This window comes from Streptosporangium sp. NPDC020145, from assembly GCF_040631275.1.
Taxonomy (GTDB): Bacteria; Actinomycetota; Actinomycetes; order Streptosporangiales; family Streptosporangiaceae; genus Streptosporangium.
This window is the reverse complement of sequence record NZ_JBEXZT010000002.1, coordinates 275,147-299,614: the sequence shown is the minus strand read 5'-3', so window position 1 is coordinate 299,614 and position 24,468 is coordinate 275,147. Positions and strand designations below refer to the sequence as shown.

The window sequence follows — 24,468 nt, the reverse complement described above, 5'->3', positions numbered from 1 at the left end:
CCGGCCGGTCAGGGCAGGAGGGCGCCCTCATGGGTGAGCAGCCACCGCTTGACCGGGACGCCGTAGTAGTAACCGCCGAAGCCGCCGGTCGAGGGCAGGACGCGGTGGCACGGCACGAACGGGGCGATCAGGTTCTGCGCGCAGGCGCCCCCCGCGGCCCTGGCCGCAGTCCTGGGCAGCCCCGCCCGTTCGGCCAGCTCGGCGTAGCTGACCGTGACGCCGGGCGGGACCTGCCGCAGGGCGTCGAGCAGCCGCTGCCGTTTCGGGGTGCCGGGCTGCGTCACCTCGACGCTGTCGAGGGCCTTGAGGTCGCCGTCCAGATAGTCCCGTACGGCCCGCGCGGGCAGGCCCAGGTCGTCGGTGACGACCAGGTCGAGGGCCCTGAGGGCGGGCGGGAGCCGTACGAACATCTCCTGGGGGTCGGCGGTGAAACCGGCCGCCACGACGACGCCCTCGCGCGCGAGCAGCGCCAGCGGGCCGATGGGGGTGGGGAGGACCTGTGCCTCGACGGTCATGCGGCGCTCCAGAGGTGTAGCGCGGCGTAGGCCCGCCAGGGCCGCCACCGCTCGATGTGATCTTCGGGGATGTCCAGGCGGGCCATGGTCCTGCGCAGCACCAGGTCGCCGTCGGGCCAGGCGTCCGGGTCGCGCAGCGCCCGCAGCGCCACGTAGCTCGCCGTCCACGGCCCGATGCCGGGCAGCGGCAGCAGCCGGGAGACGACCTGGGCGGGTTCCTGCGCGCCGTCCAGGTCGATCTCGCCCTCGGCGACGCACGCGGCGAGCGCCCTGAGCGTGGCGACCCGCCGCCCGGTCAGCCCGAGCCCTTCGAGGTCGGCTTCGAGCAGCTCGCCGGGGGCCGGGAACAGCACGCCCCCGTGGCCCGCGCGAGCGACGATCCTGCCCAGCAGGGTACGGGCGCCCGCGACGGAGATCTGCTGGCCGACCACGGCGCGCACGGCGACCTCGAAGCCGTCCCACGCGCCGGGCACCCGCAGGCCCGGGTTGGCGGTGACCAGCGGGCCCAGGGAGGTCCCCCCGAGCGCGTCGGCGATGGCCTGCGGATCGGCGTCGAGGTCGAGCAGACGGCGGCAGCGGGCCACGACGCGGGCAAGCCCCCGGGTGTCGTCGAGTTCGACATCGAGCCGCACGTGGCCGGGCAACGGGGTGAGGGTGACGGCACCGCCGGGGACCACCCTGCTGTAGGAGGTCTCGTCGACGGTCTCCAGGCCGGGGATCGCCCTGGCCCGCAGGAACCGCAGCAGCGCCCGCGAGTCGTACGGCTCGCGCCGGTGCAGCCGCAGCGTCAGCGAGGTGTCGGCCACGGCCCTGCCCCCGTTCCTGCCCCCGTCCCTGCTCGCGGTCGCCCGCAGCTCGCCGGGCGTGAAGCCGTACGTCTCCTTCATGGTGGCGTTGAACTGGCGCACGCTGCCGAAGCCGGAGGCGAAGGCCACGTCGGTGATCGGCAGGCCGGTCTCGGTGAGCAGCTGTTTGGCCAGCAGCAGGCGTTTCGTCCTGGCGACGGCCAGTGGACCGACGCCGATCTCGGTGGTGAACAGGCGGTGCAGGTGCCGTTCGGTGATGTGCAGGCGACCGGCCAGCCTGGCGACCCCGCCGTCGTCGGCCACGCCCTCGTCGATCAGCCGCAGTGCCCTGCCGATCAGGTCGCCCCGGTGGTCCCAGCCGGGGTCTCCGGGGCTGAGCTCGGGGCGGCAGCGTTTGCACGGCCGGAACCCGGCCGCCTCGGCGGAGGCGGCGTGGCGGTAGAAGCGCACGTTGCGCGAGGCGGGTGTGCGGGCGGGGCAGATGGGCCTGCAGTAGATGCGGGTGGAGGTGACAGCTGTGTAGAACCGCCCGTCGAACCGGGCGTCCCTGGCGGTCACCGCGCGGTAACAGGAGTCGAAGTCAAGCTCTGCGACGGACATGTCCTCAACGATATGAGCAGCGTAGAGGGTGTGACCGGCGGGATTCGGACGTGACCGTGGATCACCGCGGGGAGATCACTTCGAGGAGATGCCGACCCCGATCTCGAACTCGCGGTAGACCCTGGCCCAGAAGCCGTCGCGCAGCCAGACCCTGGCCTCTGGGTAGGGGCGCAGGGAGTGGCCCAGCTCCTTCTCGGCCTCGATGAGCAGCTCGGTGTCGATGACCGTGGGCAGGATCGGGCCGGGCAGCAGGTCGCGGATGTTGTCGCGGCCCCGGGTGAGGATCCACTTCTGGGCCACGTGCTCGCCGACGTCCTCGACCCGGGGGCGGCTCGGCCCGAGCTTGGCGGGCTGACCGGCGGGGGCCTTCGGCTTGGCGGCGGTACGGCCGGCGAAGACCTGGGCCGGGGAGGGCGTCACCGGCGGCACCGGGACGGGGACGGGCGCGGGGGCGCGGCTGAAGAAGGAGCGCAGGAAGTCGGCGCTGATGATCTCGACGGTGTCGGACTCCCAGACCAGGCGCTCGGCCTGGTTGGTGCCGTAGGGCGGCTCGACGCCCCACAGGTGGATGCGCACGCCGTAGGCCTGGGCCGCCTCGACGGCGGGGACCATGTCCTCGTCCCCGGCCAGCAGGATGGTGTCGCTCACCGCGTGGTGCCTGGCCAGGGCCTCCAGGTCGCTCCTGATCTGGGCGTCCACGCCTTTCTGCTGGCCGCGGGCGTTGAGGTTGCCGAGCCGGACCTTGACCCAGGGAAGCTGGGCGATGACGCGCTGGTCGACGGTCGGCACCCGGTCTCTGGCGGCGTCGTACCAGTAGATCCGCAGCAGCTCGCCGTGGATGCGCGCCTCGGCGTGCTTCTGCAGCGCCTGGATGAGTTCGTCGGCGGCGACGCGGTACTCCTTGCGCTCCTTGGCGCCCAGGAGGACCTCTCCCGCCGCCGCGTAGAGATAGCCGACGTCCACGAGGACGGCGTACTTGGCGGCGACGGGATGCGTTGTGAGGTCCAGGATGGTCATCTCGTCCTCCAGGCCTCGGAACTCACTGATCGGGCTGACTATATGCGCCCATTTCTTAGATAGTCCCAAGTCTCGTGCAACTTGACACCCCGTTCCATGGATCTAACGAGGCAGTCCGCTTGATCTCCAAGCACCATGTCCGGTGGGCAGATACTTTCGCATGCGGTGTGAGGGATTACGCCAATTTTCGCGCTTTGGTACTGCTTTCGCCGCCGGGGCCGTCCGTGCGGCGAGGGCGACCACCAGCGCGACGACCTCCTCCTGTGTCGCTTCTCCATGAACGATCTTCAGGTGTGTCATAGCGGGATGTTCCCATGCTTCTTGGGGGGCAGGACCGTTCGCTTGTTGCGCAGGGCGCGCAGGGCCCTGACGACCTGGACTCGGGTGTCGGACGGGCGGATCACGGCGTCCACATACCCTCGTTCGGCCGCGAGATACGGGTTGGCGAGGGTGTCTTCGTACTCGGTGACGAATCTGGCCCGCTCGGCGTCGGGATCGGCGGCCGAGGCCAGCTCACGCCGGTAGAGGATGTTGACCGCGCCCTGGGCGCCCATCACCGCGATCTGCGCGGTCGGCCAGGCCAGGTTGACGTCCGCGCCCAGGTGCTTGGAGCCCATGACGTCGTAGGCGCCGCCGTACGCCTTGCGGGTGATCACGGTGACCAGTGGGACGGTCGCCTCGGCGTAGGCGTACAACAGTTTGGCCCCGCGGCGGATGATCCCGTTCCATTCTTGATCAGTTCCCGGAAGGAATCCCGGTACGTCCACAAAAGTAAGAACGGGAATGTTAAAGGCATCACAAGTACGGACAAATCTGGCGGCTTTCTCGGAGGCCGCGATGTCCAGCGTCCCGGCGAAACTCATCGGCTGGTTGGCGACGATCCCTACCGAACGTCCCTCGACCCGGCCGAAACCCACCAGGATGTTCGGCGCGAACAGCGCGTGCACCTCAAGGAACTCGCCGTCGTCGAGCACGTGCTCGACGACGGTGTGCATGTCGTACGGCTGGTTCGCCGAGTCGGGGATCAGCGTGTCCAGCTCCCTGTCCTCGTCGGTGGTCTCCAGGACCGGCTCCGCGTCCAGCACCGGGGCCTCGTCCAGGTTGTTCGAGGGCAGGTAGGACAGCAGCGCCCTGGCGAACTCCAGGCAGTCGGCCTCGTCGACGGCCTCGTAGTGCGCCACGCCCGACCTGGAGTTGTGCGTGTGCGCGCCGCCGAGTTCCTCGAACGTCACCTCCTCGCCGGTGACCGTCCTGATGACGTCGGGGCCGGTGATGAACATGTGCGACTTCTCCGACACCATCAGCACGAAGTCGGTGAGCGCGGGGGAGTAGACCGCGCCGCCCGCGCACGGGCCCATGACCAGCGAGATCTGCGGGACGACGCCGGAGGCGTGCACGTTCCGCTTGAAGATCTCGGCGTACAGGCCCAGGGAGACGACGCCCTCCTGGATGCGCGCCCCGCCGGAGTCGTTGATGCCGACCACCGGGCAGCCGGTCTTCAGGGCGTGGTCCATGACCTTGACGATCTTCTCGCCGAAGACCTCGCCGAGGGAGCCGCCGAACACGGTGAAGTCCTGGGCGAAGATCGCCACCGGCCTGCCGTCGACCGTGCCGTGCCCGGTCACCACGCCGTCGCCGTACGGCCTCTCGCGGTCGAGGCCGAAGTTGGTCGAACGGTGCCTGGCCAGTTCGTCGAACTCGACGAAGCTGCCCTCGTCCAGGAAGGAGAGCACACGCTCCCTGGCCGTCATCTTGCCTTTGGCGTGTTGCTTGTCGACCGCGCGCGCCGAACCGGCGTGAGCCGCCTCGTCCAGGCGGCGTTCCAGGTCGGCGAGCTTGCCCGCGGTCGTGTGGATGTCGATCCCCGGGGCTGTCGGCTCGGCGCTCATCGGGTCCTTCACTCCTCGCTGCGTTCGTGACAGGCGCGTCCGGGCGTGGCGGCCGTTGTGCGGCCTGACGTTCCCGGGCGCGCGGGCGCTTTCCCCGCTCGTTTCCAGCAGGGTAGCCCTCCGGTGATCCCGGAACCCAGAGGGGTCCCGGACCGTTCTGAGCTGGGAGGTATGACTTCCAAAAGGTTAATTCTGGCAAAATAGAGGTCATGATGGACAGCGCCGAAGCGGTACGAACACAACAGCTCTTCAAGAGATTCGGGCAGCAGGTGGCCGTCGGCGGTGTCGATCTCGTCGTGCCCCGCGGCAGTTTCGCCGGACTGGTCGGTCCGAACGGCGCGGGCAAGACGACCACGCTCAGCATGGTCACCGGTCTGCTCCGCCCGGACGGCGGCGCCATCCACATCGACGGCCTCGACGTCTGGCGCGACCCGGTCCAGGTCAAGGCCCGTATCGGTGTGCTGCCCGAGGGGCTGCGCCTGTTCGAACGCCTGTCCGGCAGGGAACTGCTGTCCTACAACGGCCAGCTCAGGGGCATCCCCAAGGCCGAGGTCGAACGCAGGGCCGAGGAACTGCTGCGGGTCATGGACCTGACGGAGTCGGCGGACAAGCTCGTCGTCGACTACTCCACCGGCATGCGCAAGAAGATCGGCCTGGCCTCCGCCCTGCTGCACAACCCCAGGGTGCTCTTCCTCGACGAGCCCTTCGAGGGCGTCGACCCGGTCAGCGCCAACACACTGACCGAGGTCCTGCGGCGCTACACCGAGTCCGGCGCGACCGTCGTCTTCTCCAGCCACGTCATGGACCTCGTCGAGCGCCTGTGCGACTGGGTCTCCGTGATGAGCAGGGGCCAGATCGTCGCCCAGGGGCCGCTGGACCAGGTCCGCGCGGGACGCAGCCTCAACGAGGCCTTCCTCGGGCTGGTCGGCGCGGGCGGCCACGGACACGGCGACGGCGGAGGGGAGGGTCTGTCATGGCTGGGCGCGACCTCGGCGTGAACGAACGGGCCGCGCGGGTCGGCCCCATGCTCTTCGTACGGCTCAAGCTCAGGCTGATCGCCGGGAACCTGCGCGGCAACGGCGCGCGTGTCGCCGGGTTCGTCTTCACCGTGCTCGCCGCCGTGGTCGTCGCCGGTCTCGGCTTCGTCGGGGTCTCCGCGCTGCGGTTCGCCCCCGCCGAGATCGCGGCCGACGTCGGGGTGGTGCTGTTCACCGTCTTCGTGGTGTGCTGGGCCATCGGGCCGCTGCTGGTCTTCGGTCTCGACGACACGCTCGACCCGTCGCGCCTGGCGCTGCTGCCGCTGACCACCGGCAGGCTCGCGGCCGGGATGTTCGCCGCCTCGATCACCGGTGTCTGGCCGATCTCCGCGCTGATCGTCATGTCCGGCGCGGTCGTCGGCATCGCGAGCGGGATCGGCGGAGTGCTCCTCGGGGTCGTCGCGGTGCTGCTGCAGTTCGCGCTGTGCATCGTCACCTCACGGCTGGTCACCACCTCCCTGTCCGGCGTCATGCGCACCCGCAGGGGACGCGACGTGCTCGCCGTCTCCGTCGTCCTGTTCGTCCTGGCCGGGCAGATCCCCAACCTGGTGCTCAACGGCGGCTTCTCCGCCGACCCGGGGCGGATGCTGCACGCCGTGGCCTCGGTGCTGCGCTGGACCCCGCCGGGCCTGGCCGCCCACGCCGTCGCGGACGGCGGCCTGGTCGCCGTCGCCGAACTGCTGGTGCTGGCCGTACTGGTGCTGGTGATCGGGCGGCTGTGGATCGCCGCGCTGCGCAGGGCGCTGGTCACCCCGGACGCCTCGACCCAGGGCGCCTCGGTGCGCAACTCCCGGGGCCTGCTCGCCAGGTTCCTGCCGGACGGGCAGCTCGCCGCGGTCGCGACCAAGGAGCTGAAGTACGCCCGCCGCGACCCCAGGGGCAGGGTCGTCTGGTTCACCTCCCTTGTGGTCACCGGCATCATGGCCTTCTCCCTGAGCAGGGGAGAGGGGATGGGCGGTGCCGGCCTGGTGGTCGGCCCGGCCTGCCTGGGCGCGGTGATGATCGCCCTGCAGTCGGCCAACTCCTTCGGCATCGACGGCCGCTCGCTGTGGATGAACGCCGTGGTCTACGGCACCGGCGGAGACTGGCGGACCGACCTGGCCGGGCGGCACCTGGCCGTCGCGACGATCGCCGTGCCGCTGCTCGCCCTGGTGGCCGTGATCGCCTCCCTGCTGGCCGGTGACCCGATGCTGGCGATCCCCGGAGCGCTCAGCGGCTGGGGCGTCCTGGGCGTCGGGCTCGGGGTCGGCGCCCTGACGAGCGTGCTGGTGCCGTACTCGGTGCCGGAGCGGCTCAACGCCTTCACCGGCGCGGTGCCGGGACAGGGCGGCCTCGCCTTCGTGGCCTCCTTCGGCGCGATGATCGGCGGCGGCCTGCTGTCGCTGCCCGTCGTCGTGCCCGTCCTGCTCGGCGCCACCTGGGTCAGCGTGCTGGCGGTGCCGTACGGACTGCTGGTCGCGTGGGCGGGACGGAGAATGGCGGGGAGCGTCGGTTTCCGCAGGTATCCGGAGCTCGTGGGGGCCGTCTCCCGAGGGGGTTGATTGGTCTAGTCCAATAGGTGGGACCGGTCTGCGGTGAAGAATTCGGACTGACTACGCTGACGATTATGTCCGCTATCGCGAACACCGCAGAACGTTCATCCGCTGTCACCGAGATGCCCGACGAGCTCCGCGCGGATGTGCGGCTGCTCGGTGGGCTCCTGGGGCAGGTGATCGCCGAGCACGGAGGCGACGACCTGCTCGCCGACGTCGAACGCCTTCGCAAGGCCGTCATCGACGCCCGTCGCGGGAAGGTCTCCGGCGACGAGATCACCGAGATGGTCGCGCAGTGGCCGGTCGACAGGGCAGTGCTGATCGCCCGCGCCTTCACCTGCTACTTCCACCTGGCGAACCTCGCCGAGGAGCATTTCAGGATCCGCACCCTCCGTGTCCGTGACACAGGGGAGGAACCGCTGCCGGAGTCCATCGCGCAGGCCGTACAGGAACTGGGCGGTGAGCGCGTCGCCGAGCTGGTCGAGGGGCTGCGGCTGCACCCGGTGCTGACCGCGCACCCGACCGAGGCCCGCAGGCGCGCGGTCGTCACCGCGATCCAGCGGATCAGCGGCAGGCTCGCCGCCTACAACAGTCCCGACCGGGGCGCGGCCGAACGGGCCGAGACCCGGCGGCGGCTCCTTGAGGAGATCGACCTGCTGTGGCGGACCGCGCAGCTCAGGTCGACCAAGCTCGACCCGCTCGACGAGGTGCGCACCGCCATGGCCGCCTTCGACGAGACGCTGTTCCGGGTCGTGCCGCTGGTCTACCGCTCGCTGGACGCCGCGCTCGGCGAGGGCACCGGCACCCGTGAGCCGCTGGCCAGGGCCTTCATCCGCTACGGGAGCTGGATCGGCGGCGACCGCGACGGCAACCCCAACGTCACCGCCAAGGTGACCAGGGACGCCGTGCTCATCCAGTCGGAGCACGTGCTGATCGCGCTGGAGAACGCCGCGCTCAGGATCGGCAGGTCGCTCACCCTGACCTCCTCCTACGCGCCCGCCTCCGCGGAGCTGCGGGCCGCGCTGTACGCGGCGGAGAACGACCACCCCGAGCTGGTCTCGGAGATGGCCACCCGTTCGCCGCAGGAACCGCACCGGCAGTGGCTGCTGTTCGTCGCCGCCAGGATCGCGGCGACCAGGAAGCGCGGCCTCGACCTGGCCTACCGTTCTCCGGAGGAGCTGCTGGCCGACCTGCGCCTGGCCCAGGAGTCGCTGGTCGCCGCCAAGGCGTCCCGGCAGGCCTACGGCGAGCTGCAGCACCTCGTCTGGCAGGTGGAGACGTTCGGCTTCCACCTGGCCGAGCTTGAGGTGCGCCAGCACTCGCAGGTCCACGCCCAGGCGCTGGCCGAGTTGGCCGAGGGCCGTACCTCGGAGCGCACCGACGAGGTCCTGGCCACCATCAGGACGATCGGCTGGATCCAGGAGCGGTTCGGCACGACCGCCTGCTCCCGCTACGTGGTCTCCTTCACCCGTTCCGCGGACGACGTCGCCGCCGTCTACACGCTGGCCGGGCACGCCCTGGGAGATCGGGCGCCCAGCCTCGACGTGGTCCCGCTGTTCGAGTCGGGCGCCGACCTGGCCAACGCGCCCGCCGTACTGTCCGGCATGCTGGACATCCCCGGCATCCAGGACAGGCTCGCGGTCAACGGCCGCCGGCTTGAGGTCATGCTCGGCTACTCCGACTCCGCCAAGGAACTCGGCCCGGCCGCCGCGACGCTGAAGCTGTACGAGGCGCAGGAGGCGCTGACCGCCTGGGCCGCGGAACACGACGTACGGCTGACGCTCTTCCACGGCAGGGGCGGCGCCCTGGGCCGGGGCGGCGGTCCCGCCAACCGCGCCGTGCTCGCCCAGGCGCCCGGTTCCGTCGGAGGCAGGTTCAAGGTCACCGAGCAGGGTGAGGTCATCTTCGCCCGCTACGGCCACGCCGCCATCGCCCGCCGCCACATGGAGCAGGTCACCTCGGCGGTGCTGCTCGCCTCGACCCCGACCATCGAGGACCGTACGGCCAAGGCGGCGGGACGCTTCCGCGGCCTCGCCGAGCAGGTCGCCTCCGCCTCGGAGCGGGCCTACCGGTCGCTGACCGAGGCCTCCGGCTTCCCCGAGTGGTTCTCCCTGGTCAGCCCGCTTGAGGAGCTCGGCCTGCTGCGCCTCGGCTCCCGCCCCGCCAGGCGCGGCCTCGGCGCGCCCAGGTCCCTGGACGACCTGCGGGCCATCCCGTGGGTGTTCTCCTGGGCGCAGACCCGGGTCAACCTGCCCGGCTGGTACGGCCTGGGCAGCGGCCTTGAGGCGGCAGTCGCCAAGTCGGGCATCGACGAGCTGCGCGCCGCCTACCGCGAGTGGCCGCTGTTCGCCTCGCTGCTGGACAACGTGGAGATGTCGCTGGCCAAGACCGACCGGGACATCGCGGCCCGCTACCTCGCCCTCGGCGGACGGGACGACTTCGTCGAGCAGGTGCTCACCGAGTACGACCGCACCCGCCGTCTGGCCCTTGAGGTGACCGGCCACAGCCGCCTGCTGGAGAACCGCAGGGTGCTCTCCCGCGCGGTCCAGCTCCGCGACCCGTACGTGGACGCGCTCTCGCACCTGCAGCTGCGCGCCCTGTCCGCCCTGCGCTCCGGCGACACCCTGACCGAGGAGGAGCGCGAGCGGCTGTCCACGCTCCTGCTGCTGTCGGTCAACGGCGTGGCCGCGGGCCTGCAGAACACCGGCTGACCGTTCGAGCGGGTGACCGGGTCCTCACCCGGTCACCCGCTCGGCACCCGCGTAGAGGTTGAAACGCTCCTCACGCAGGAAGCCGACCAGTGTCATCCCGAACTCCCTGGCCAGGTCGACGGCCAGGGAGGAGGGGGCGGAGACGGCGCAGACGACCGGGACGCCCGCGCTCAGCGCCTTCTGCGTGATCTCGTAGCTGGTGCGCCCGCTCACCATCAGGACGTGCTCGGTCAGCGGCGTCATGCCCTTCATCAGGGCCCAGCCGACCAGCTTGTCCAGCGCGTTGTGCCGTCCCACGTCCTCGCGCAGCGCCACCAGGTCGCCCTCCGGGGTGAACAGCCCGGCGGCGTGCAGCCCCCCGGTCTTGCCGAACACGCCCTGTGCCCGTCTGAGGCTCTCCGGCAGGCCGTACAGGGTCTCGGGGGAGACCCGCACGTCACCGGCGGGCAGCGGGGCGCACCGGTCGCGCAGCGCGTCCAGGCTGGCGCTGCCGCAGACGCCGCAGGCGCTCGACGTCACGAAGTGCCGGTCGAGGGAGGGCAGGTCGGGCAGCGGGCCGCGCAGCCGTACCGTGACGGTGTTGTAGCGGGCCTCGGGCGCCACGTCCTCGTCCGTGCAGTAGGCGATGGAGACGATCTCCGCCGCCGAGGCCAGGCCCTCGCCGTGCAGGAACCCGGCCGCCAGCTCGAAGTCGGCCCCCGGCGTCCGCATGGTGATCGCCACCGTACGGCGCGCGCCGTCCGACTGGACCCTGATCTCCAGCGGCTCCTCGGTCGCCAGGTCGTCACGCCTGTCCCGCACGACCCCGCCGGCCACCTCCCTGACCCGGGTCCTGGTGCTGGGGCCGGGGCGCCGGACGACCCCTCCGGGCACCGGATGACGTGAGTCTTCGTTCATGGTTCCCATCCTGGCGCTCCAGGCGTGCGTCGTCGTCACCGCCCCGGTGTTGCCTGCTCATCGCCCTGCTTCGGTAACGGATGGTCGCCTGGGGAGGGAAGATGGACGGGTGCTCGACTCGCCCTTCTCCGATCTCGACCGCCCGCCGCTGTCCCAGACGGCGCTCACCCGCGCCCTGGTCCGTCCCGGCGGTCTGTGGTCGGACATCACCGTCGTCGGCAGGACCGGCTCGACGAACGCCGACCTCGCCCAGGCCGCACGCGACGGCGCCCCACAGGGAACCGTCGTCGTCGCGGAGGCGCAGTCCGCGGGCCGCGGCAGGCTCGGCCGCGTCTGGAGCGCGCCGCCCCGGTCCGGGCTGGCCTTCTCGGTGCTCCTGCGCCCCGAGCCGTCGCCGTCGCGGCAGGGCTGGCTGCCGCTGCTCGTCGGCCTGGCCGCGGCCTCGGCCGTCCGCAGGATCGCCGAGGTCGAGGCCCGCCTGAAGTGGCCGAACGACCTGCTGGTCGGGGAGCGCAAGCTCGCCGGGGTGCTCGCCGAGCGGGTGGACGGCGCGGTGGTCGTGGGCGTCGGGCTCAACGTGAGCATCCGCGCGGAGGAACTGCCCGTCGAGACCGCGACCTCGCTGGCGATCGAGGAGGCCGCCTGCGTCGACCGCGACCCGCTGATCAGGGCGGTGCTGCGGGAGATCGAGACCCACTACCACGAGTGGTCGCGGGCGGACGGCGACGCCGACGCGTGCGGGCTGCGGGCGGCCTATCTGGGGCTCAGCGCGACGGTCGGCCGCGACGTCCGGGTCGAGCTGCCGGGCGAGCGGGTGCTCACCGGGCGCGCCGTCGGCGTCGACGGGGCGGGACATCTGCTCGTCGAGTCGCAGGGGAGCACGCACACGCTGAGCGCGGGAGACGTCGTGCACGTGCGTCCGCACCTCCCGTGACTAACGGGGTCGGGACGTGCCACGATTTGCCCCATGGGTCTCGCTGATCACCACCTGGCGGAGGGGGAACTGCGCATCCGCACGTTCCACCCCCATTGGAAGCGCCTCGTCACGCCGTTCCTCGCGCTGGTCCTCATCGTTCTGGGGTCCGGCGCCGGGATCTTCTTCATGCCGGTCTTCGCCTACGACGGCTACGCGCGCATCGCCGTCGCGGTGATCGCGGTGGGGCTGCTGACGGTGTGGTCGTTCGTGCCGTACCTGCAGTGGAAGAACACCACCTACGTGCTGACCTCGCACCGGCTGGCCATCAGCAGAGGGGTGCTGAACAAGTCGACCGAGGACATCCCGATGACCAAGGTCAACACGGTCAGCGCCGACCAGACCCTGCTCGAACGGCTGTTCGGCTGCGGCACGCTCAACGTCGAGTCGGCGGGGGAGCAGGGACACGTCACGCTGCGCGACATCCCGAACATCCAGGACGTACGCGCCGACCTGTTCCGCGCCGTGGACGAAGCCGACGACGAGGAACCCCGCGAACCCCGCCCTGTCTGAGCTCCGGGACACACGGGCGGGCCGGGGGAGGTGCGGCCCCCGGCCCTTCCCTCAGGGAGAGCCCACTCCCTTGAGGGAGATCGGGGTCACAGGCCGAAGGCCAGCAGGACCGAACCGTGGTCGGGGTTGGGGTACGGGGTGAACATGTAGCCGGAGTTGACGTAGACCATCCCGTGCGAGACGACCGCGCCGCCCGCTCCGGAGACGGCGCCACCGCGTCCGGGCAGGCCGTTGACGCCCTGGACCTCGGTGATCGTGTCGTGGGTCCACAGCACCTCACCGGTGCGTGAGGAGTAGGCCCGCATCTTGCCGTCCATGCTGCCCAGCCACACCAGGCCCGGGGTGGTGGTCACCGCGGGGCCGTGGCCGAGCTGGCAGATGTTCGGGTACTGCGCGGCACCACCGGTGGTGCAGCCGTCCGCCGGGTTGGGGGTCTTCCAGATGATGTGGCCGTCGGCCGGGTTGATCGCGAACAGGGTGCCCGGCCTGCCCATGTAGGTCGAGACGTACAGGCGCCGGCCGTCGAAGCTGGTACCCCACTGGATGCCGGACAGGCCGCCGCTGGGCATCGGCTCGGAGAGCTGACGCTGCCAGACGATCTTTCCGGTCCTGGCGTCGAGCACGTGGTAGACCCCGGCCTTCTGCCCGATGCCGACCAGGTGCCTGCCACCGGCCGTGAAAAGGTTGGGCGCGGCGCCCAGGTCGAAGTCGAGCGCGGTTCCCTGGTCGAGGTTCGGGCAGTACTGCTTGTCCTCGGGGGTACGGGCCGAGCACTCGATCCGCCAGGTGTCGACGTCGGTCATCTTCCTGGTCCAGCGGGCCTTGCCGGTCGTGAGGTCCAGCGCCAGGACCGAGTCGTAGTTTCCGGCGCTTCCGGTGTAGTTCTGCCCGGTCCCGACGTACAGGGTGCGGGTGACCGGGTCGATGGCCGGGGTGCTCCACACACCCGCCCCGGACGGCTCGTACCTCGGCACGCCGTTGGGCCAGGTGCCGTTCTGCTTGGGCTCGGGCACCGTGTAGTAGCGCCAGACCTGCTCGCCGGTCTCGGCGTTCAGCGCGTCGATGTGGCCGCGGAAGGTGCAGCAGGGGAAGGTCTTGCCCATGATGTTCTGGCCGCTGGAGACACCGACGTAGACGCGTCCGCCGAAGACGATCGGCGAGCTGGTCACGCCGGAGGAGACCTCGGTGTCGATCTGCCGGGCCCAGGCCAGTTTGCCGGTGCGCTGCTCAAGGGCGTAGAAGTAGCCCCGGCCGTCACCGAAGTAGACCTTGCCCCCGGAGACGGCGGCCCCGTCCTGCACCACGGCGCGGAAGCTCGCGGGACCGACGGTGCTCAGGTCGAAGTCCCACTTCGCGGCGCCGGTGCGCGCGTCCCGGGCGTAGAAGTGGCCGTCCGGAGCGCCGAAGTAGATCGTGTCGCCGACGACGGCGGGCTGACTGTGCGGTGTGCCCGCGTTCTTGGGGAAGGCGAAGGCCCACTTCAGCTTGAGCTGCCCCACGTTGGCCGGGGTGAGCCTGCGCTCGAAGGGGTTGGAGCGCGAACCGCTCAGGTCCTTCTGCCAGGACGCCCAGTCGCCGGGGAGGGAGTGCCCGCCCCCGCCGAGTGTCTCGGTGGTCTGCGCGGTGTCGTCGGGGGGTGCGGCGTTCGCCGTGAGAGGCGTGTTCAGCAGCAGGGTCAGGCACGACGCGGCGACGACCGCGGTCGATCTGAGCACTCTTCCACTGCGGATGGAACGTGTTCCCATGATCTTCTCTCCATGTGTGGTCCCGGCGGCGGGGCGCGCCGTACCGGGAACGGGGAGGCCGGTTGTCGCGTGGGCCGGCCTCTTTCGGTGCGGCCCACGGGACCCGGGGCGGTCCTTTGGGCCGGTTACGACGGGCGGGCACGATGGTGGAGGACGGTCAACCGGCACGCGGAGGCAGGGCGAACAGCCGGTGAGCCGGGCCGTACACGGGAAGGTGTGCGTCGGATCGTCCGGTCACCGGCTGTGGCGTGCCGCTCAGCGCGTGAAGGCCGCGTACTTCTGCCAGAAGCCGCAGTGGTGCTGCTTGGCGATCTCCTCGGTCAGCTGGCTGTCACCGGCCGGCACGAGCGACATGACCGTCGGGTGCGAGCGGGTGTACCTGGACCAGTACGGCGTGCCGTCCACCGTCGGGTTGCCGGTCTTGGCGAACCCGGTCCACTGGGAGACCAGCTGCCTGCCGAAGGTCTGCTGGTTGCCGCTCAGGTCGGTCCTGGGGAAGATCAGGAACGGCACCTCGTTGATGTGGTACGACCCGTTCGGCTTGGTCGCGTCGAGGAAGAACAGCGGCGGGGCGTCGGCGTTGTCCACCTGGAAGCCGAAGACCGGGATGTGCCGGGACAGCCGCTCGTCGTTCAGCAGGGCGGGGCAGACGGAGTTGGAGTCGGCCACGATGGTGCGGTAGGCGATGAACGCCGCGGGCTCGGGGAAGCGCTTCAGCGGGTAGCGCTTGAACACCTCGGGGGCGAGGGTGTCGTACTGCTCCTTGACCAGCCTCTCGTAGTCCGCCGGGGTGTTGGCCCCGGGGAGCTGGGTCTCGTCGCGGTCGACGCCGTGCATGAGGGAGACCCGGTTTATCCGGCCGGTGGCGAACGCCTCGGCGGGTGACAGGGGCAGCACCGTGCCGTCCACGATCGGGGCCAGCGTGCCCTTGTCGGGGCCGAGGCCGTCGCCGGCCTTCTCCAGCAGGGTCTTGGCGGGCACCGCGCGCAGGCAGGCGGCCACGTCCGCGGCGTCCCCGCAGCCGACGGCGGCGGCGAACCGGTCGCCCGTCTGCTGCGCCTCCGCCTCGGTCGGCAGGTCGGCCTTGCAGTCCTGGGTCTGCCACATGGCCTCGTGGCCGCGCAGCGAGTTGTACTCGCCGCTCTGCGAGATGCCCTTCTGGAACAGCCCCCGCGACAGCGGCGAGGTGGTGTGGGCGCACACGCTGGACCCTCCGGCGGAGGCGCCGTAGATGGTCACGTTGCGCGGGTCGCCGCCGAACCGGGAGATGTTGCGCTGGACCCAGCGCAGCGCCTCCTGCTGGTCGCGCAGCGCCCAGTTGCCCGAGCGGGCGCCCAGCGCCTTGTGCGCCAGGAAGCCGAGGATGCCGAGCCGGTAGTCCACGCTGACGTGGACGACACGGCCCGCGCCGGCCAGGTAGGTCCCGTCGGAGGAGGAGCCGAGCCGGAACCCGCCGCCGTGGAACTCGACCATCACGGCCAGCGGCGTGCCGCCCGCGTCGGCGGGAGCGGCGACGTTCAGCTTCAGGCAGTCCTCGTTGAAGGTCTCGGGGGTGAGGAACGCGGGCTGCGGGCAGGGCGTGGAACGCTGGGTGGCCTGCAGGGTCTCCGTCCACGGGGCGTGCCGTTCGGGCGGCGCCCAGCGCAGTTCGCCCACGGGCGGCGCGGCGTAGGGGACGCTGAGCCAGGACTTGACGCCGTTGGTGACCAGGCCGCACACCGGACCCTGGTCGGTCTGCACGGTGGTGTCGGGGGCACAGTCGGGGGCCGCCGTCTGCGGGGCCGCGGCGGTCGGCGCGCCCGCCGGAGCGCTCGGCGCGGCGGAGGCCAGAGCGGTGGGGACCGAGGAGGTGAGGGTCAGGGCAGCCGCGACGAGTGACACGCCCACGGTGAACGTGAAGTGCCGTTTCTTCGTCTTCATGTTGGGTTTCCTTTTGGGACCGACAACAGAGCTGGGGGGATCGGCCGGTGGGGCCGACTTCGATCTGCCGGGCAAATGAACACGAGAGGGCACCCTGACCATAGGACGGGCCGATGGTACGGAACAGGCATGCTGTGCCGGGGTGGACGAACGGCGTTCCCGGAGCGCTCACCGGTCCCGCCGCGTCGGTGAGCGGTCGAATCACATCGACCAGCGGTCAGGGGAATCCTGACCGTTTCATGACAACGGTGGTAGCCGTCGGTGGTGCGGGGGAACACGGTCGGCGACGACGGTCACGGGGTCGCGGGCACCCCGGCGGGTGATGCCGCAGGTCAGACGTCTGAGCGCGGGCCCAGGCGGTCGACGGCGGCTGCGGCGTGCACCGCGTGCTCGCCGAGAAGCCGGGCGTGTGCCGCCTCAAGACTGAGGACGACCGCGCCGAAGACGGTGGCCAGCTCTCCGATGACGCTGCCGGAGACCACCAGGAACTCGTGCAGCGGCCGGGCAGCGGCCTGGACCGCCTCGACGACCTCGGGGACGTCGCCGATCTCGCCGCCGATCACCACGATGTCGGGATCGACGACGGCCGCCAGCGCGACACACGCCCTGGCCACGTCCCGCACGTACTCGTCGAGGACGGCCCGCACCTCGGCGGGGCCGGTCGCGACGTCGGCCAGGATCGCCCGCACCACGTCGCCGACGGAGGAGTCCTGGGCGCCGGGGGTACTCGACCGGTAGGCGTCGACCAGGCGGGAGGCCGCGAGACGGTCCTCCATCGCGTACCGGGAGGCCTGCTCGGCGCCGTCGGCCCAGGGGAACGGCAGCCGGGAGAGCTCACCCGCCGCGCCGTGGGCGCCCCGGACGAGGTGGCCCTCGTTGATGATCCCGGCGCCGACGCCGACGCCGAGCTGCAGGTAGGCCAGGCTCGGCACCTCGGCGCCGACCCCAAGCCGCATCTCGGCCACCGCCGAGCAGTTGACGTTGTTCTCCAGCCGGACCGGGCCGTCGTAGTGGTCCGCGAGCGCGCGGAGCAGGGCCGCGACGGCTCCCCGCTCCCGGTCGGCGTCGGCGGCCGAGACCTGGCGGCGGCCCGCGTCGACGATCTGCGGGACGGCGATCGTCACCGCGCGCAGCCGCCGCAGCCGGTCGGGCCGGGCGCACCACTCGGTGAGCTGCTCGACCGCCCGTTCCACGACCGAGGCGGACGGCTCCCGCCGCCGCGCGGTCCCGGGACCGCCGGGTTCGGTGACGGAGACGTGCGCGCGGTCCGTCCCGGCGAGGTCGACGGCCATCAGCTCGATGTGGGAGCTGCCCAGGTCGACGCCGAGCGCCCAGCCGACCTCCTCGGCCGCCTCGAACACCACGGCGGGCTTGCCCGTCGCCGGGACGTGCCTGCCGTTGCGGCGTACGTATCCGGCGCCTTCGAGCGAGCTGACGGCGTCGTTGACGCTCGGCTTCGACAGGCCCGTCGCCGCGAGCAGCCGGGGCCGGGTGGTCGACCCGTGCCCCAGCGTGTGACTCAGGACGTGCCGCTGGGTGGGGGGCAGTTCCAGGGGACGGACGTCGTCATGCAATCGAGGTCACACCGTCTCGGTCAGGGCGCGTACGGCGGCGGCCGAGCTCGCCCTGGACGCGCCGAAGGTTCGGATCACGCCGGTGGCGTGGGGGTACTCCGTCCCCGGGTATCCCATGTCGACGACGACCAGGCGCGGGGCCCGCAGCCTCTCGAAGACCTCCGCGCTGCGGGGGTGCAGCGGCAGGTCCCGGACCACCGCGACCACCACGTCGGACGGCGCGACACCGGACAGGTCGGGAAGGCCGTGGATCGGCGGGCTCAGGACCAGGTCGTGGAACGGGACGCCGGCCGCGCGCAGCTCAGGCCCGATGCCCCACGGGACGGGTCCCGCCGCGATGGAGGTCCGGTCGTCGAAGGTCAGGACGTGCACGGCGCCCCCGGCGATCGAGACGTCACCCTCGCGGACGGTCGCCCCCCACGCGGCCTCAAGGGCGATGGAACGCTCGGCCGTCGTGTCGGTCGCGCCCGGCGCGTCCGGAGTGCCGGGGTAGGCGCGGGCCATCGCCTGGATCCGCCGGTTGGCCTCCTCCAGCCGCTCGACGGGCAGCGCGCCGGACTCCGCCGCGGCGACGATCGCCTCGACGACGGCCCGGGTCGCCTCCTCGTACTGCTCGGCGCCCAGGCACAGCGCGTCGACACCGGCGCGCAGCGCGCCGACCGCGGCGGCGGGCAGCGACGAGGCGTGGTCGAGGACGCCGCGCATCTCCAGCGCGTCGGAGATGACGACGCCGTCGTAGCCGATCTCGTCGCGGAGCAGGTCGCCGATCACAGTCTCGCTCAGGGTGGTGGGGACACCGGGGTCGAGACAGTCAATCACGACATGGGCGGTCATCATGCTCGCCACGTTCGCGCCCGCGGCCCGTACGAAGGTCCGCAGGTGCTCCGACTCGAAGTCGGCGCGTTCGGCGGTGACCCGGCCGAGCGAGAGGTGCGAGTCGAGCAGGGATCCGCCGAGCCCCGGATAGTGCTTCAGGCAGGCCGCCACGCCCGCGCTCTGCAGGCCCTCGATCCAGGCCGCGGCGTGTTCGGCGTTGGCCTGCGGCGTACGGCCGTACGAGCGGGTGGTGATCGGGCTGGTCGGGCTGGTCACGTAGTCGCCGATGGGCGCGAGGTTGAAGTTGACGCCGAGGTCGCGCAGCTCGGCGCCGATGCCCCTGCCGACCGCCCTGGTGGCGTCGAGGTCGTCGTTCTCGCTCAGCACGCGGTTGCCGGGGTAGGGGCTGCCGCTGTCGTGGTGGATCCGGGTGACGTCGCCGCCCTCCTCGTCGATCCCCACGACGGCGTCGGGGCGCGCGTCCAGGATCTGCCGCACCAGCGCCGCGACCTGGGGCGGGGAGACGATGTTGCGGCCGAACAGGATGACGCCGCCCAGCCCCTCCCGCAGCAGGTCGAGCAGCCACTGCGGGGCCGTGGTCCCCTCGAACGCGGGCAGTACGGTGCCAAGGGCGAGATGACGCAGATGGGATGTCATGTCAGTTGTTCCTCATCGTTGCATGAAGCAGCGTTGCGCAGGGCCAGTTTGGCGAGCCGGACGGCCCCGAAGACCGGCTCCGTGTCGAGAACCGACAGCGGCAGCGTCACCTCCTGGGCGACCAGCCCGGAGGCGAACGCGGCCCGGAAGGAGGGCTGCTTGACCATGATCGCACCGGCGCCGACGACGGCGTCGGCCCGGACACCGAGGCGCAGCGCCGTCACGACGTTGCCCGCGAGCCGCCAGGCGTTGTCGGTTATGGCCTGCCGGGCGCAGGGCGAACCGGCCTCGGCGCACTCGAAGACGCCCGGCGCGAGATCTCCGAGGGTCTCCCGGGCGCGTCGCACGGCCCCGGGGAGCCTGCGGTCCTCGGTGACGCCGAGCGCCCCGGCCACGAACCGGCCGAACACCGGGTCGCTCTCCTCACGGTCCAGGCCCGCGGTGTAGAGCCGGAGCGCGTCGACCACGATGCGCGGCGCGCTCCCGTGGTCGCCGAGCAGCCAGCCCCAGCCGTCGGTGAGCACCGTGACCCCGTCGGCGGTCAGCCCGCCGACCACCGCGCCGGTTCCGGCGATCACCGAGAGCGCGTGCTCCCACCCCCCGGCCAGGCCGACAAGCAGGGCGTCGTTGCAGACCCGCACGGCCACGCCGGGACCGAACTCGGCGGCGACCGCGGCCTCAAGCTCCCTGGTCAGCGCCTCGGAGTCACATCCGCGCGCCCCGACGCCGACCGCGGCCAGGATGTAACCCCCGGGGGTGACCCGGCGCAGCGCGCCGTGGACCAGCCGGGCCCGCTCCACGGGCGACAGGTCGTTCCAGCCCGTGTTCGACCTGGTCTCCGTGACGAGCTGTTCGCCGGTGACCGCGTCCTCGACGCGGACCCTCAGGTACGAGCCGCCGATGTCGAGGCCCGCGACGCCGCGACGCGGCCGGTCGACCGTGCTCACGCGGCCGTCACGACCTTCGTGTCGAGGCGGGTGAACACCGGGTCCTCGGGGTGGCGGCCGGTGGTCGCGCAGGCCTCCTGGACGACCATCTGGAAGATCACGCTCGCCGCGATGGACAGCTCGGCGTCGGACAGCCCCGGCAGGTGGATCTGGTGCAGGGGGCCGCCTCCGCCGTACTCGATCGGGTCGGCTCCGATGAGGTGGACGGTGGAACCGTGGTCGGCCAGCTGCCGGGCGAGCAGTGCCTCCGACCCGCGGTTCACGATCAGGTGGACGGTGCCCGGCTTGGCGCTGTCCATGAAGCCGTGCAGGTAGGACCGGGTGTCGAAGGCGGAGGCGGGGATCGTGAGGCCCTCACGGAACAGCAGCGAACCCCCCTCGGCCGCGGCCAGCCCCGCCCCTGAGGAGACCAGGTCGACGTGGCCTGCGGCCAGCAGGTCGGCCGCCATACGGCTCGCGGCCCCGCGCCACCGCGTCACCGTGGCCAGCCGTCCGCCGAAGGAGCGCCAACGCTCCTCGTCGACGCCGCCGGTGAGGTGCTCGGCCAGCAGGGCCAGGGCCAGGGCGGTGGCGGTGTAGCCGACGGTCGAGACCCGGGAGTCCGCGACGTCGCCCAGCCACAGGTGCCGCGGCGTCAGGTCGGCCACCGGCGAGGGCACCCGGTTGACGACGCTCATGCGCGACTCGGCGGGAGCCACCGACAGCGCCCGCACGATCTCGACGCTGCGCCCCGACTGGGAGATCCCCAGGTACGTCGTCTCCGGCCGCACGTGCTCGGCGGTGAAGTCGGCCCCGGTCAGCAACTCGCACGAGACCCCCCGCGCGGTGAGCCCCGCCGTCAGCACGTGGGCCGCGGCACGGCTCGCCCCGATCCCGAACACGACCAGGCGCCGCGTCTGTGGCGCGGTGTGGCGGCGGAGCAGGTCCGGCAGCGTCGTGGCGAGCCGCGTCAGCGCCTCGGGCTGGCTGTCGAAGGCCTGGTCGAAGGTGTTCCATGGCGGGCTCTGAGGATTGCCGGTTGCTGTAGCCATGTTAGTAAGGTAGCTTACCTTACTCAGGATCGTCAAAAGCTCAGGATCCTGTGGAGGTACATCTCATGAACGACCGTCCGTCTCCGCTCCAGCCGACCCGTCGCTCGGTTCTGGCGCTCCTCGCCCTCTCCCCTGTCGCGGGCGCGCTGGCCGGCTGTGCCACCGGCGGCACCCGGCAGAGCGCCGCCCCGGCCGCCACTCCGACCGGGGCCGCGGCCGCGGGCAACCCGTTCGGGGTGGCCCAGGGCGCGCCCATCGAGGTCGTCGTCTTCGACGGCGGCTACGGCCAGACCTACATCAAGCTGCCCGTCGAGCTGTACCAGGGCAAGCATCCCAAGGCCAAGATCACCCAGACGGCGACCCAGCAGATCCAGCAGTCCCTCCAGCCGCGCTTCGTCGCCGGAAACCCGCCGGACGTGGTGAACAACTCCGGCTCCAACGCCATCGACTACGGCGCGCTCGTCAAGGACGAGGCACTGCTGCCCCTCCTTCCGCTGCTGGACGCCCCCTCGTGGAGCGATCCAGCGGCCAAGGTGCGCGACACCCTGCGCCCCGGTGTGGTCGAGGTGGGTACGCACGGCGGCCAGTTCACGGTCCTGAACTACTCCTACGGCGCCTACGGCGCGTGGTACAGCTCCGCGCTGTTCAAGGAGAAGGGGTGGACCTACCCCCAGACGTGGGACGAGTACCTCACGTTGTGCGACAAGATGGCCACCGCGGGCATCGCCCCGTGGACCTACCCCGGCCAGTTCCCGTACTACATGTTCTGGTGGCTGGCCTCGATGATCTACAAGGTGGCCGGCAAGGAGGTCATCGACAAGATCAACAACCTTGAGAAGGACGCCTGGACCGACGAGCGGGCCGTCGCCGCCCTGAAGGCCTTCGAGGCGATCCCCGCCAACGGCTGGGTGCTCAAGGGAAGCTCCGGGCTGAACCACACCGACGCGCAGATGCAGTTCCTGCTGGGCAAGGCCGGTTTCGTCCCGGGCGGCTCCTGGCTGGAGAAGGAGATGGGCGACAGCGTCCCGGCGGGCTTCGACATGTCGATCTGCCGCGTCCCGTCGATCACCGCGAACGACGACCGGCCCTTCGGGGCCCTGTGCGCCAAGGCGGGCGAGCCGTACATCGTTCCGCGCTCGGCGAAGAACACCGCGGGCGGCCTGGAGTTCCTGCGGGCGATGCTCTCCGACGAGAGCGCCGCGAACTTCATCGCCCAGGCGGGCACCCTGTCCTCCAACCGCAGGGCGAAGCTGCCCAAGGACGCCAAGCACGGTCTCGTGTCGATCGACGCCGCGCTGGCCGAGGCGGGCGACAACGTCTTCGGCGTCACCCTCGACACCCGTGACAGCCGGCTGTGGGGCGACATCGCCAAGGTGATGGGACGCTTCATGAACGGTGACGTGAAGGCGGACCAGCTCGCCAAGGAGGCTCAGCGCCTCACCGACGCGGCCCGCGGCTAGGACGAGCACCCCATGCGCAACCGGCACCAGAGCCGTGTCATCGTCGGCTTCCTCGCCGCGCCCGTCGTCCTGTACACGGTGTTCGTGGCCTCGCCATACGTGCAGGCGTTCTACATCGCCCTCACCGACTGGCGGGGCCTGTCAGCCGAGGTGGACCTCGTCGGCCTGGCCAACTTCGCCGAACTGTCCGGTGACCCGGTGTTCTGGAAGGCACTGCTCAACAACCTGATCCTGCTGGTGACCCTGCCCGTGGTCACCATAGGACTGGCGCTGTTCCTCGCCTTCATGCTCAACGCCGCGGGCGGGCCCCGCAGCGGAGAGATCCGGGGCGTGTGGGGCGCCGGGTTCTACCGGGTCGTCTACTTCTTCCCGTACATCCTGTCGATCGCGATCATCGGTGTGCTGTGGACGAACATCTACAACCCCATCAACGGCCTGCTCAACGGCGCGCTGCGCGCCGTCGGCCTCGAACAGGTCCAGCCGTCGTGGCTCGGTGACGAACGGCTCGCCTTCTGGGCCGTGCTCGCCGTACTGGTCTGGAACGGCGTCGGCTTCTACGTCGTGCTCTTCACCGCGGGCATCAAGGCCATCCCGGCCTCGCTGCTTGAGGCAGCGGTGCTCGACGGCGCGTCGAGAACCCAGATCTTCTTCCGCATCACGATCCCGCTGATCTGGGAGAACGTCCGGACGGCGACGGTCTATCTGGGAATCGCCGCACTGGACGCCTTCGCCGTGGTGCAGATCATGACCGCCGGCGGGCCGAACGACTCGACCCAGGTCGCCTCGTTCTACCTCTACCAGAACGCGTTCTCCTACGGCCGTTTCGGCTACGCCTCCGCGATGGGCGTCGTGCTCTTCGCCGTCACCCTCGCCCTGTCCGCCTTCACGCTCCGGGCGACCCGTAGAGAGAGGATCGAGTTCTGATGGCCACCGCCACGGGCCCGCGAAGGTCGTCCGGCCCCACGATCGCCGTCGCCCAGGTGTTCCTGGTCCTGTGGGCCGTGATCTCGACCGCGCCGCTGCTGTGGGCCGTCGTCAGCTCCCTCAAGTCGGATCCCGAGATCGTCGCCGACCCGTGGTCGCTGCCCGCGGCCCTGCGCTGGGAGAACTTCGCCCGGGCCTGGGACAGCGCCTCCATCGGGACGTACTTCGGCAACACCGTCATCGTGGTCGGTGGCGGCGTCACGCTGACGCTCCTGCTGTCGGCCATGGCCGCCTACGTGTTCGCCCGCTTCGAGTTCCGTCTCAAGGGAGTGCTCTACTACTTCTTCGTCGCCGGGATGACCTTCCCGGTCTTCATGGCGCTCGTCCCGCTGTTCTTCGTGGTCCAGAACCTGGGGCTCGGCGACTCGCTGCCCGGCCTCATCCTGGTCTACACGGCCTACTCGCTGCCCTTCTCCATGTTCTTCCTGGTGGCCTTCTTCCGCACGCTGCCGGGGGAGATCGCCGAGGCCGCCACACTCGACGGCTGCGGGGAGATCGCGACCTTCTTCAGGGTCATGCTGCCGATGGCCAAACCGGGACTCATCAGCGTCGGGATCTTCAACTTCATCGGCCAGTGGAACCAGTACCTCATCCCGCTCGTCCTCGTCAGCGACGACAGCAAGTTCGTGCTGTCACAGGGACTGGCCAACCTGGCGGTCGAACAGGGCTACGCCGGTGACCGCTCGGGCCTCTTCGCGGGCCTCACGATCGCCATGGCGCCGATCCTGATCGTCTACGCCCTCCTGCAGGGCAGGGTCCAGGCGGGGATGACGGCCGGTGCGCTCAAATAGGAGCTCGCCGGTCTGACCCGGAGAGCGCGGGCGGTGGCGTAACCTCCTGGGCG

General features: G+C 71.1%; 20 protein-coding genes. 8 read left to right on the top strand and 12 right to left on the bottom strand.

Annotated elements, in window-relative coordinates; all coding sequences use genetic code 11:
* Nucleotides 1-8: 8 nt before the first annotated feature.
* From ABZ463_RS03995 to ABZ463_RS03975, 5 genes are all read right to left on the bottom strand, one after another.
* A complete protein-coding gene (locus ABZ463_RS03995) occupies nt 9-515 on the bottom strand; it encodes a methylated-DNA--[protein]-cysteine S-methyltransferase (protein ID WP_352010003.1) in 507 nt (168 codons plus the stop codon).
* Nucleotides 512-1,921 carry an AlkA N-terminal domain-containing protein gene (locus ABZ463_RS03990; protein WP_352010002.1) on the bottom strand — a complete coding sequence of 470 codons (1,410 nt, stop codon included), beginning with the start codon at nt 1,919-1,921 and terminating at the stop codon, nt 512-514. Before ABZ463_RS03990 ends, ABZ463_RS03995 begins: the two co-directional genes overlap by 4 nt.
* A 75-nt stretch (nt 1,922-1,996) precedes the next feature.
* Nucleotides 1,997-2,938 carry an NYN domain-containing protein gene (locus ABZ463_RS03985; protein WP_352010001.1) on the bottom strand — a complete coding sequence of 314 codons (942 nt, stop codon included), beginning with the start codon at nt 2,936-2,938 and terminating at the stop codon, nt 1,997-1,999.
* A 102-nt stretch (nt 2,939-3,040) separates the two neighbouring features.
* On the bottom strand, nt 3,041-3,238 hold the full coding sequence (locus ABZ463_RS03980; RefSeq protein ID WP_352010000.1) for an acyl-CoA carboxylase epsilon subunit: 198 nt from the start codon (nt 3,236-3,238) through the stop codon (nt 3,041-3,043).
* Entirely contained in the window at nt 3,235-4,827 is a 1,593-nt protein-coding gene (locus ABZ463_RS03975; RefSeq protein ID WP_352009999.1) for an acyl-CoA carboxylase subunit beta, read from the bottom strand. The genes ABZ463_RS03980 and ABZ463_RS03975 overlap by 4 nt, the downstream gene beginning before the upstream one ends.
* Before the next feature lie 209 nt (nt 4,828-5,036).
* Between ABZ463_RS03975 and ABZ463_RS03970 the strand changes: the two genes are divergently transcribed.
* The 3 genes from ABZ463_RS03970 to ABZ463_RS03960 all read left to right on the top strand — a co-directional run bounded on the left by ABZ463_RS03970 (nt 5,037) and on the right by ABZ463_RS03960 (nt 10,107).
* Entirely contained in the window at nt 5,037-5,825 is a 789-nt protein-coding gene (locus ABZ463_RS03970; protein WP_362772717.1) for an ABC transporter ATP-binding protein, read from the top strand.
* Nucleotides 5,801-7,405 carry a hypothetical protein gene (locus ABZ463_RS03965; RefSeq protein ID WP_362772714.1) on the top strand — a complete coding sequence of 535 codons (1,605 nt, stop codon included), beginning with the start codon at nt 5,801-5,803 and terminating at the stop codon, nt 7,403-7,405. Before ABZ463_RS03970 ends, ABZ463_RS03965 begins: the two co-directional genes overlap by 25 nt.
* A 65-nt stretch (nt 7,406-7,470) precedes the next feature.
* Nucleotides 7,471-10,107: a phosphoenolpyruvate carboxylase gene (locus ABZ463_RS03960; protein WP_352009996.1), complete on the top strand. Its 2,637-nt coding sequence runs from the start codon at nt 7,471-7,473 to the stop codon at nt 10,105-10,107.
* A gap of 24 nt (nt 10,108-10,131) precedes the next feature.
* Here ABZ463_RS03960 and fdhD read toward each other — a convergent pair whose 3' ends face one another.
* Entirely contained in the window at nt 10,132-11,004 is an 873-nt protein-coding gene (gene fdhD, locus ABZ463_RS03955) for a formate dehydrogenase accessory sulfurtransferase FdhD (protein WP_362772710.1), read from the bottom strand.
* 109 nt (nt 11,005-11,113) lie between these two features.
* On the opposite strand from fdhD, the gene ABZ463_RS03950 reads away from it, so the two are divergent.
* Both ABZ463_RS03950 and ABZ463_RS03945 read left to right on the top strand, forming a co-directional pair.
* Nucleotides 11,114-11,938, top strand: a complete 825-nt coding sequence (locus ABZ463_RS03950) for a biotin--[acetyl-CoA-carboxylase] ligase (RefSeq protein WP_352009994.1) — start codon at nt 11,114-11,116, stop codon at nt 11,936-11,938.
* 33 nt (nt 11,939-11,971) lie between these two features.
* Nucleotides 11,972-12,490, top strand: a complete 519-nt coding sequence (locus ABZ463_RS03945; protein WP_352009993.1) for a PH domain-containing protein — start codon at nt 11,972-11,974, stop codon at nt 12,488-12,490.
* Between the two features lie 86 nt (nt 12,491-12,576).
* Here the strand turns inward: ABZ463_RS03945 and ABZ463_RS03940 are convergent, their stop codons facing one another.
* The 6 genes from ABZ463_RS03940 to ABZ463_RS03915 form a co-directional block, all read right to left on the bottom strand.
* Complete coding sequence (locus tag ABZ463_RS03940; protein ID WP_362772705.1) at nt 12,577-14,235, bottom strand: PQQ-binding-like beta-propeller repeat protein; 1,659 nt, start codon at nt 14,233-14,235, stop codon at nt 12,577-12,579.
* Between the two features lie 255 nt (nt 14,236-14,490).
* The gene (locus ABZ463_RS03935; RefSeq protein ID WP_362772702.1) at nt 14,491-16,155 is read right to left on the bottom strand and encodes a carboxylesterase family protein; all 1,665 of its coding nucleotides are present in this window, start codon (nt 16,153-16,155) and stop codon (nt 14,491-14,493) included.
* Between the two features lie 332 nt (nt 16,156-16,487).
* On the bottom strand, nt 16,488-17,729 hold the full coding sequence (locus ABZ463_RS03930) for an ROK family transcriptional regulator (protein WP_352009988.1): 1,242 nt from the start codon (nt 17,727-17,729) through the stop codon (nt 16,488-16,490).
* Nucleotides 17,730-17,735: 6 nt separating this feature from the next.
* Nucleotides 17,736-19,202 carry a glycoside hydrolase family 3 N-terminal domain-containing protein gene (locus ABZ463_RS03925; RefSeq protein ID WP_362772699.1) on the bottom strand — a complete coding sequence of 489 codons (1,467 nt, stop codon included), beginning with the start codon at nt 19,200-19,202 and terminating at the stop codon, nt 17,736-17,738.
* Nucleotides 19,199-20,149 carry a BadF/BadG/BcrA/BcrD ATPase family protein gene (locus ABZ463_RS03920; RefSeq protein WP_362772696.1) on the bottom strand — a complete coding sequence of 317 codons (951 nt, stop codon included), beginning with the start codon at nt 20,147-20,149 and terminating at the stop codon, nt 19,199-19,201. Before ABZ463_RS03920 ends, ABZ463_RS03925 begins: the two co-directional genes overlap by 4 nt.
* A complete protein-coding gene (locus ABZ463_RS03915) occupies nt 20,146-21,180 on the bottom strand; it encodes a hypothetical protein (RefSeq protein ID WP_352009985.1) in 1,035 nt (344 codons plus the stop codon). Before ABZ463_RS03915 ends, ABZ463_RS03920 begins: the two co-directional genes overlap by 4 nt.
* 65 nt (nt 21,181-21,245) lie before the next feature.
* Between ABZ463_RS03915 and ngcE the strand changes: the two genes are divergently transcribed.
* The 3 genes from ngcE to ABZ463_RS03900 are packed head-to-tail and all read left to right on the top strand — an operon-like array spanning nt 21,246 to nt 24,415.
* A complete protein-coding gene (gene ngcE, locus ABZ463_RS03910) occupies nt 21,246-22,640 on the top strand; it encodes an N-acetylglucosamine/diacetylchitobiose ABC transporter substrate-binding protein (protein ID WP_352009984.1) in 1,395 nt (464 codons plus the stop codon).
* Between the two features lie 12 nt (nt 22,641-22,652).
* Nucleotides 22,653-23,564 carry a sugar ABC transporter permease gene (locus tag ABZ463_RS03905; RefSeq protein ID WP_352009983.1) on the top strand — a complete coding sequence of 304 codons (912 nt, stop codon included), beginning with the start codon at nt 22,653-22,655 and terminating at the stop codon, nt 23,562-23,564.
* Complete coding sequence (locus ABZ463_RS03900; RefSeq protein WP_352009982.1) at nt 23,564-24,415, top strand: carbohydrate ABC transporter permease; 852 nt, start codon at nt 23,564-23,566, stop codon at nt 24,413-24,415. Before ABZ463_RS03905 ends, ABZ463_RS03900 begins: the two co-directional genes overlap by 1 nt.
* The last annotated feature ends 53 nt before the right edge of the window (nt 24,416-24,468 follow it).

Bases quoted from the DNA above. Each gene is read 5' to 3' on its own strand.
- ABZ463_RS03995 (WP_352010003.1), bottom strand. From the start codon at position 515: ATGACCGTCGAGGCACAGGTCCTCCCCACCCCCATCGGCCCGCTGGCG.
- ABZ463_RS03990 (WP_352010002.1), bottom strand. From the start codon at position 1,921: ATGTCCGTCGCAGAGCTTGACTTCGACTCCTGTTACCGCGCGGTGACC.
- ABZ463_RS03985 (WP_352010001.1), bottom strand. From the start codon at position 2,938: ATGACCATCCTGGACCTCACAACGCATCCCGTCGCCGCCAAGTACGCC.
- ABZ463_RS03980 (WP_352010000.1), bottom strand. From the start codon at position 3,238: ATGACACACCTGAAGATCGTTCATGGAGAAGCGACACAGGAGGAGGTC.
- ABZ463_RS03975 (WP_352009999.1), bottom strand. From the start codon at position 4,827: ATGAGCGCCGAGCCGACAGCCCCGGGGATCGACATCCACACGACCGCG.
- ABZ463_RS03970 (WP_362772717.1), top strand. From the start codon at position 5,037: ATGATGGACAGCGCCGAAGCGGTACGAACACAACAGCTCTTCAAGAGA.
- ABZ463_RS03965 (WP_362772714.1), top strand. From the start codon at position 5,801: ATGGCTGGGCGCGACCTCGGCGTGAACGAACGGGCCGCGCGGGTCGGC.
- ABZ463_RS03960 (WP_352009996.1), top strand. From the start codon at position 7,471: ATGTCCGCTATCGCGAACACCGCAGAACGTTCATCCGCTGTCACCGAG.
- fdhD (WP_362772710.1), bottom strand. From the start codon at position 11,004: ATGAACGAAGACTCACGTCATCCGGTGCCCGGAGGGGTCGTCCGGCGC.
- ABZ463_RS03945 (WP_352009993.1), top strand. From the start codon at position 11,972: ATGGGTCTCGCTGATCACCACCTGGCGGAGGGGGAACTGCGCATCCGC.
- ABZ463_RS03940 (WP_362772705.1), bottom strand. From the start codon at position 14,235: ATGGGAACACGTTCCATCCGCAGTGGAAGAGTGCTCAGATCGACCGCG.
- ABZ463_RS03935 (WP_362772702.1), bottom strand. From the start codon at position 16,155: ATGAAGACGAAGAAACGGCACTTCACGTTCACCGTGGGCGTGTCACTC.
- ABZ463_RS03925 (WP_362772699.1), bottom strand. From the start codon at position 19,202: ATGACATCCCATCTGCGTCATCTCGCCCTTGGCACCGTACTGCCCGCG.
- ABZ463_RS03915 (WP_352009985.1), bottom strand. From the start codon at position 21,180: ATGGCTACAGCAACCGGCAATCCTCAGAGCCCGCCATGGAACACCTTC.
- ngcE (WP_352009984.1), top strand. From the start codon at position 21,246: ATGAACGACCGTCCGTCTCCGCTCCAGCCGACCCGTCGCTCGGTTCTG.
- ABZ463_RS03905 (WP_352009983.1), top strand. From the start codon at position 22,653: ATGCGCAACCGGCACCAGAGCCGTGTCATCGTCGGCTTCCTCGCCGCG.
- ABZ463_RS03900 (WP_352009982.1), top strand. From the start codon at position 23,564: ATGGCCACCGCCACGGGCCCGCGAAGGTCGTCCGGCCCCACGATCGCC.